The following is a 7,020-nucleotide window of genomic DNA, read 5'->3' as shown; positions in this document are numbered from 1 at the left end:
GGATCTTATCGTATCTCCAGCTAAAACTCCTAGACCACCGCTATATGTTGGAATTTCGTTTATAATTCCAATTTCCATAGAGAAATACGCAATTTTAGGGTCTTCTAGAAAACTATGCAAACAGAACTCGTTACAAAAGTAGTATGTCTTCCCCCAACGCTCTACTTTGAATTCAGTGATTTCTGGATCGATAGGCATTCCACAGACAGGATCTATTGTATTCATGAAATCACTTCTAGTTCATCATTCGTCTTATTGAAATCTCCATTCAGATGCGAATTGATATTGTTCAAAAGTACATACTGTTTCATTTATCTTTCTGTTTTATTGTTCTTAAAATAATACACGCTAATTAATCTAAATGTCTTGTTAATACATATTATTCAATTTGTTTTATTCAGCTAACCCAAGAAATAACTTTATTACTTTAAAAAGATTTTTAATTATGTAAAGACATTAAGAATATTCCTCTAAAGTTAGGTTTATATATAATATAGTTATATTCTATAATCGGGTTCACACAAGATATATCTTTAAAAGAAATATTTATAATACTGTCATATCATTAGTATTTCAATTCTGAAGATTAAAAAGAGGAGAATAAGGAAAATGACAACAACCACTAAGAGTTCTGTAGAAAAAAAATCTAAGAAGATCACACTAGGCATCACAGGCATGACTTGCGCAACTTGTGCATTGACTAACGAAGAGGAACTAGCAAATTTACCTGGTGTAAAGAAGGCGTCAGTAAACTTCAATGTGGAAAGAGCAACAATAATGTACGATCCAAGTAGAGTAAAACTTCAAGACTTTGTTAAAACTATTGAAGATGTTGGCTACGGTGTTGCAACTGGTAAAGTAACAATTGCCATAGGAAACATGTCGTGTAGTTCATGTGCAGCAACTATTGAAGAAGTTTTAAATGAGGTTGAAGGAGTTAAATCTGCAGTTGTTAACTTCGCAACCGAAAAGGCTACAGTGGAATATATCCCGACGATTACTAATTTATCCATCTTAAAAAAAGCGATTATTGATGCAGGATACGATGTATTAGCGATCCCCGAAGAGGGCGGAATGATAGATATAGAGAAAGTCGCGCGAGAAAAAGAGATCAAAAGACAAAAGTTACTAGTTATTTTGGGTACCGCACTTAGCATACCAATAATGCTCATAGGAATGCTATTACCTTTTGAAGTGTTCGGAGGCGAGTTTTTCAAAAATTTAGTACTGTTTGCTCTAGCAACGCCAGGTCAGGCAATTATTGGCAGGCAGTATTATGTTAGGACTTATAAACGCTTATTACATTTAAGGGCTAATATGGACACTTTAATCGCAATGGGAACTTCTGCAGCATACGGATATAGTACTGTAATCACATTTTTCTTGGGAGGCGAGGTATATTTCGATTCTGCTATCATGATTCTGACACTAATCACACTTGGCAAATATCTGGAAGCTGTAGCAAAAGGAAGAACGTCAGAAGCAATCAAAAAACTGCTAGATCTACAAGCCAAAACCGCTACTATTATCAGAGATGGGAAAGAAATCGAGATACCTATAGAAGATGTAGAAGTAGGAGATTTGGTTATTGTAAAACCAGGTGATAAGGTTCCAGTAGATGGAATTGTTCGAGAAGGACGTTCTAGCGTTGATGAATCAATGCTTACTGGGGAATCATTACCCATCGAAAAAAATGTAGGCGATGAGGTAATTGGTGCGACTTTAAACAAACTAGGGACTTTGAAATTTGAAGCAATGAAGGTCGGCAAAGATACTGCTTTAGCTCAGATTATAAAAATCGTTGAAGACGCGCAGGGATCAAAAGCACCTATTCAAAGACTTGCAGATACCGTTGCGGGATATTTTGTTCCATCAGTGATTGTTATAGCACTTGTAACCTTTGTTCTTCAGTATTTCTTCGGACTTTCTCAACTAATTGGAATCCCCTTAGGCGCGTCAGACGCTTTTACTTTTGCCATGTTGGCAATGGTTGCAGTTTTAGTCATTGCTTGTCCTTGTGCTTTAGGATTGGCAACTCCGACCGCTATTATGGCTGGTACGGGCAAAGGCGCAGAAAATGGAATCCTTATCAAAGGTGGCGAGAGTCTAGAAACGGCCCATAAGATGAATGCAGTAATTTTTGACAAAACGGGTACGCTCACTAAAGGAGAACCAGAACTTACAGACGTTGTTACATCAAATGGCTATGATAAAAATAAACTCTTGACATATGCAGCAAGTATTGAGAAAGGATCAGAACATCCCCTAGGTGAAGCAATCGTAAAGGGAGCTGAACAAGAAAACATCCAATTCATAGATGTAGACGGCTTTGAGGCAATTCCAGGTCACGGAGTTAAGGCAACTGTGAATGAAGAAACTGTGTTCATTGGCAATGAAAAATTGATGAGTGAAAATAACATAAATATCGAATCACTTAGAGACGCAATAAATAGGCTACAAAGTGAAGGCAAAACAGCAATGGTAGTTGCAATTGATAATACTTCAGCAGGTGTTTTAGCAGTAGCTGACACATTGAAAGAGTATTCGAAGGAAGCAGTTAAAAAACTTCAAAAGATGGGCGTAGAAGTCATCATGCTGACCGGTGATAATGAAAAGACTGCTCATGCCATTGCAAAACAGATAGGCATAACACGTGTATTTGCAGAAGTACTACCTGCTGATAAAGCTAACATGGTCAAAAAACTACAAAGCGAAGGAAAAGTTGTCGGTATGGTGGGAGACGGTATTAATGACGCGCCAGCTTTGGTTCAAGCAGACATCGGGATTGCTATAGGATCAGGCTCTGATGTAGCAATTGAATCATCTGATATCACATTAATCGGTGAAGACTTAAGAGCAGTTGTAGGTGCGATTGCTTTGAGTAAGAAGACAATGAAAACTATTAAACGAAATCTCTTTTGGTCGTTCTTTTATAATACGGTGTTCATCCCAGTAGCTGCTCTTGGGTTGCTATTACCCATGTTTGCTGCCGCTGCAATGGCTATGAGTTCGGTATCAGTAGTTTCCAGTTCATTATGGCTCAAAAGATTTCAGCCGATGCATGTGATCTAATCCCTTATTTTTTGGGATAGGTTTCCTAATCATTATTATAAAAATTAACAAAATTAGATAGGAGGAAATAAACTTGGCTAAGGATGTTGTTTGTGGCATGGACGTAGATGAAAAAGATGCAGAAACAAAAGGATTAGTTTCCGAATACAAGGGTGAAAAATATTATTTCTGCGCCCCAGGCTGCAAGAGACACTTTGAAAAGGATCCTGAAAAGTTTCTTAATTAAACTACTCTTTATTAAGAGAATTCACTCTTTCCTTTATTTTTTTTATTGTTCCAAACAAATATTTTTTATATCACTTACAAATACTAGAAGTAAATACCTGATTTGATGTCGTTTTCTTCATATGCGCCGGGGTGACGGAGAGGTGACGTGACGGTCTGCAAAACCGTTTTATGGGGGTTCGAATCCCTCCCCCGGCACCATTCTTATATCAGACTTATTTTTGATTCTCCACATAGCAGGATTTTCTACAACTTAAAGTTTTTAGATTAAAGAGACTATCTTAATCTGCTACTGAAAAAGGGATGGATGTCATGTCAAATTTCTTGAAAAAAACAAGAGCAGTGTTAGAATCAAAGCTCAAAGGGATCCATATTCCTGATACTCGTGAAGTCATCATAGGAAGAATTTACCAGGCGGTGTTACTTGAAGGAACCATGGGCGTTGGTTATGCTCCTAGAAAGGCGACAGCTACTTGTACTGTCTTCAAGGAACCTGGGGAATTACACCAAACTTCTGCAACGGATTTAGCGGATATGGTCCTTTCTGATGATTCTCTCGAAAGAGCAGTTGGTCTTGCTGGTGTTAATGCTCTAAGCCAGTTAATAATTGCATCTAAACATGAAGATTATCATAGATCTACTGATCTTGACACTCTGAAATATCTTCCATTGAAAAAAGACTCAAAAGTTGGAATGGTCGGTAGGATAGGTCCTTTCATTAGTTTTTTAGCAAAGAACTCTGCTGGTGTCACTATTATAGATGATACCCCTGCTCTTACAGAGGGTTCTCTTGGAAAGAATGTAAAACTTTCTAGAAAAATTGAGGATGTAGAAGACTCAGATATCTTGATTATTACAGGATCTACCGTAATTGAGCATTCTCTCATAGAACCTCTGAAGGCAGCGTCCAATGCTGTGTTCAGAATGGTTGTAGGTCCAACAGCATCGTGGATCCCAGATGTCGCTTTTCAACTCGGAATAGATGCAGTCAGTGGTATGACTTTTATTGATATAGAAAAAGCATTTAGATCTATTATGGAAGGTGGCGGAACAAGATATTTTTCTAAATATGCAGAAAAGTACACAATAACTGCTAAAGAACTCCCAAACTGTAATTCTTGATGTAATCTACGTGTTCGAGGGTATACAATTGGTTAGTGAAATATTAAAAGAATGCTATAAGATTTTGATAGAGTATCATGGAGAAAAATCGGTTTTTTGAAAATCTAAATAGTTATGTTAAGAACTAACACTTTTTAATAGGATAAGCTGTTTTATTATTCGCAAATTGGTGATAATAAATGAATATCATGGTTTATAACACTCTAGGTCGCAAGGTAGAAGAATTTAAACCCATTTCTGAGGAAGAGGTCAAAATCTATGTGTGCGGTCCAACCGTCTACGATTATCCGCATTTGGGTCATGGCAGAACATATTTAGCTTTTGACATAATTATCCGTTATCTTAAATATATAGGTTTTAATGTTAAGACTATTATTAACATTACAAATATCGATGACAAAATAATCAAACGAGCAAAGAAGAATAATGAAGATCCTCAGGAACTAGCTGATCGATTTGAGCAGATTTACTATGAGGATATGGACGCATTAGGAATCGAAAAAGCAGATTTCTATCCGAGAGTATCGGATACTATTCCGGAGATTATTGAATTTATTTCAACACTGATTAAGAAAGGAAATGCGTATGAATCCAATGGTGACGTTTATTTCGATGTTTCGACTGTTGAAGAGTTTGGCCAACTTTCAGGACAGAAATTAGAAGAAATGAGATCTGGAGCAAGAGTGGCAATAAGAGAAGGAAAGCGAAATCCCTATGATTTTGCACTTTGGAAAAATTCAGAGGAGGGCGATCCTTATTGGGACTCTCCGTGGGGTCGGGGACGACCTGGATGGCATATTGAATGCTCAGCAATGAGCATGAAGTATTTAGGGTCACAACTTGATGTCCACAGCGGCGCTAGAGATTTAATATTCCCACATCACGAAAACGAGATAATGCAATCCGAGGCGTACACCGGAAAGAAACCATTTGTAAAATATTGGATACACACGGGCTTTTTGACGATAGATGGAGAAAAAATGTCGAAATCTTTGGGGAATTTCATAACAATTCGTCAATTGCTTGAAAAGTTTGACCCCGAAGCATTTCGTTTGTTTGTCGCATCAACCCATTATCGGAATCCAATTGATTATAGTGAAGAATCTATGAATCAAGCGGAACAAAATCTAGAGCGTATTTATAATGTAAAACGCTTGTTAGAAAACGCAATAGCCTCAAATCAGTTGAATGGAGCAAAAAGTGAATTTTTAGAGGAAATATCAAAAATTAAACAAGAATTCTTCAATTCAATGGATTATGACTTCAACACTGCTCAAGCGTTAGCACAATATTTTGAATTGATAAAATCTGCGAATCAAGCGATTACTCAAAATGCAGACAAACAAATACTGCAGACATTTTTGGATACGATTAATGAACTTGGCAGAATTTTTGGACTATTTCAGAATGAACGTAGGGAAAAAGAGATTCCCGAAGAAGTTAAAAAATTGGTTGCGGCACGGGAAGAAGCAAGGAAACAAAAAGACTGGAAAAAATCAGACGAACTTCGAGATAAAATTAAAGAGTTGGGATATCTAGTTAGAGATTATCCTGATAGAACAGATATCCTTCCAATAGAGAAAGAGTAGTATTTTTCTATGGTGCCTTGAGATTACTTCCAAAAAGGCGCATTTTTCCTTTGACAACTTCTTTCATTGCTTCTTTAGCTGGACCTAAAATCTTCCTCGGGTCAAACACTTTTGGTGAAATTGTGAAGATTTCACGCGTTGCAGCTACAAAAGCCAATCTCAAATCTGTGTCTATATTTACCTTTGATATTCCCAACGATATTGCTTTTTGAATTGCTTCGTTTGGAACTCCTTTAGCCTTCCCTAATTCAGCTCCATATTTGTTGGCTTTTTCTACTATTTCTACAGGAACTCCAGAGGCTCCATGTAAAACAAGTAGAACGTCACTCTTTTTTCTAATATCCTTTAGTCTTTCGAAATCTAATTTTGGTTCTGCTTTGAATTTATACGCTCCATGTGATGTACCAATTGCGACGGCAAGAGCATCAACACCAGTTCGTTCTACAAATTCCTTGACAGCATCGGGGTCAGTTAAGATGGCGTCTTTTTCTTCCACAGTTGTCTCTTCGACACCCGAAAGTCTACCAAGTTCTGCTTCTACGGATACACCCTTTGGATGTGCAAAATCTACAACGCTCTTTGTTAAAGAAATATTTTCTTCAAAGTTTAGATGGGAGCCATCGATCATAACGGAAGTAAAGCCTGCATTAATACATTTTGAGCAAATTTCTAAATCCGCACCGTGATCTAAGTGTAAAGTCATTGGTACTGAAGCCTTTTTCACTGCAGTTTTAACCATAGGTATAATAAAATCTAATCCCGCATATTTAATAGTAGATCCAGTTACCGCAATAATCACAGGTGACTTTTCCTCTTCAGCAGCCTCTGTGATAGCCAAGACAGTTTCTAAATTGCTGATGTTAAATGCGCCAACAGCATAGCCATTTGCTGTGGCATCAGATTGAAGTTCTTTATTTGTAACAAGCATAATCGTGCCTCCTAGTTTTCTTTTTTTAAGTTAAATTTATCAGAACTCGCGAGAAGACCCCTCTACTTGTTGGGGGGATGAATC

Annotated in this window: 6 protein-coding genes and 1 tRNA gene; 5 read left to right on the top strand and 2 right to left on the bottom strand. The window is 37.3% G+C overall.

The window, feature by feature from the left end; translation table 11 throughout:
- On the bottom strand, positions 1-225 hold a 225-nt coding region (locus QVB70_RS01090), incomplete at its 3' end, for a YHS domain-containing protein (protein WP_287582502.1).
- A 384-nt stretch (positions 226-609) separates the two neighbouring features.
- On the opposite strand from QVB70_RS01090, the gene QVB70_RS01085 reads away from it, so the two are divergent.
- The 5 genes from QVB70_RS01085 (at position 610) to cysS (ending at position 6,008) form a co-directional block, all read left to right on the top strand.
- Complete coding sequence (locus tag QVB70_RS01085; protein ID WP_287582500.1) at positions 610-3,072, top strand: heavy metal translocating P-type ATPase; 2,463 nt, start codon at positions 610-612, stop codon at positions 3,070-3,072.
- 73 nt (positions 3,073-3,145) lie between these two features.
- Positions 3,146-3,298: a YHS domain-containing protein gene (locus tag QVB70_RS01080; RefSeq protein ID WP_287582498.1), complete on the top strand. Its 153-nt coding sequence runs from the start codon at positions 3,146-3,148 to the stop codon at positions 3,296-3,298.
- Positions 3,299-3,423: 125 nt separating this feature from the next.
- Positions 3,424-3,498 (top strand) — tRNA-Cys (locus tag QVB70_RS01075).
- A 111-nt stretch (positions 3,499-3,609) separates the two neighbouring features.
- Positions 3,610-4,419, top strand: coding sequence for a DUF364 domain-containing protein (locus QVB70_RS01070; protein ID WP_287582497.1), 810 nt, complete (start codon positions 3,610-3,612; stop codon positions 4,417-4,419).
- 179 nt (positions 4,420-4,598) lie between these two features.
- Positions 4,599-6,008: a cysteine--tRNA ligase gene (gene cysS, locus QVB70_RS01065; protein ID WP_287582495.1), complete on the top strand. Its 1,410-nt coding sequence runs from the start codon at positions 4,599-4,601 to the stop codon at positions 6,006-6,008.
- Between the two features lie 7 nt (positions 6,009-6,015).
- On the opposite strand, the gene fba is transcribed toward cysS, so the two are convergent.
- Positions 6,016-6,936, bottom strand: coding sequence for a class II fructose-1,6-bisphosphate aldolase (gene fba / locus QVB70_RS01060; RefSeq protein WP_287582493.1), 921 nt, complete (start codon positions 6,934-6,936; stop codon positions 6,016-6,018).
- Positions 6,937-7,020 lie beyond the last annotated feature (84 nt).

Source organism: Candidatus Borrarchaeum sp. (assembly GCF_019058535.1).
Classification (GTDB): Archaea; Asgardarchaeota; Sifarchaeia; order Borrarchaeales; family Borrarchaeaceae; genus Borrarchaeum; species Borrarchaeum weybense.
This window is presented reverse-complemented; position numbering and strand designations above follow the sequence as displayed.

Bases quoted from the DNA above. Each gene is read 5' to 3' on its own strand.
- QVB70_RS01085 (WP_287582500.1), top strand. From the start codon at position 610: ATGACAACAACCACTAAGAGTTCTGTAGAAAAAAAATCTAAGAAGATC.
- QVB70_RS01070 (WP_287582497.1), top strand. From the start codon at position 3,610: ATGTCAAATTTCTTGAAAAAAACAAGAGCAGTGTTAGAATCAAAGCTC.
- cysS (WP_287582495.1), top strand. From the start codon at position 4,599: ATGAATATCATGGTTTATAACACTCTAGGTCGCAAGGTAGAAGAATTT.
- fba (WP_287582493.1), bottom strand. From the start codon at position 6,936: ATGCTTGTTACAAATAAAGAACTTCAATCTGATGCCACAGCAAATGGC.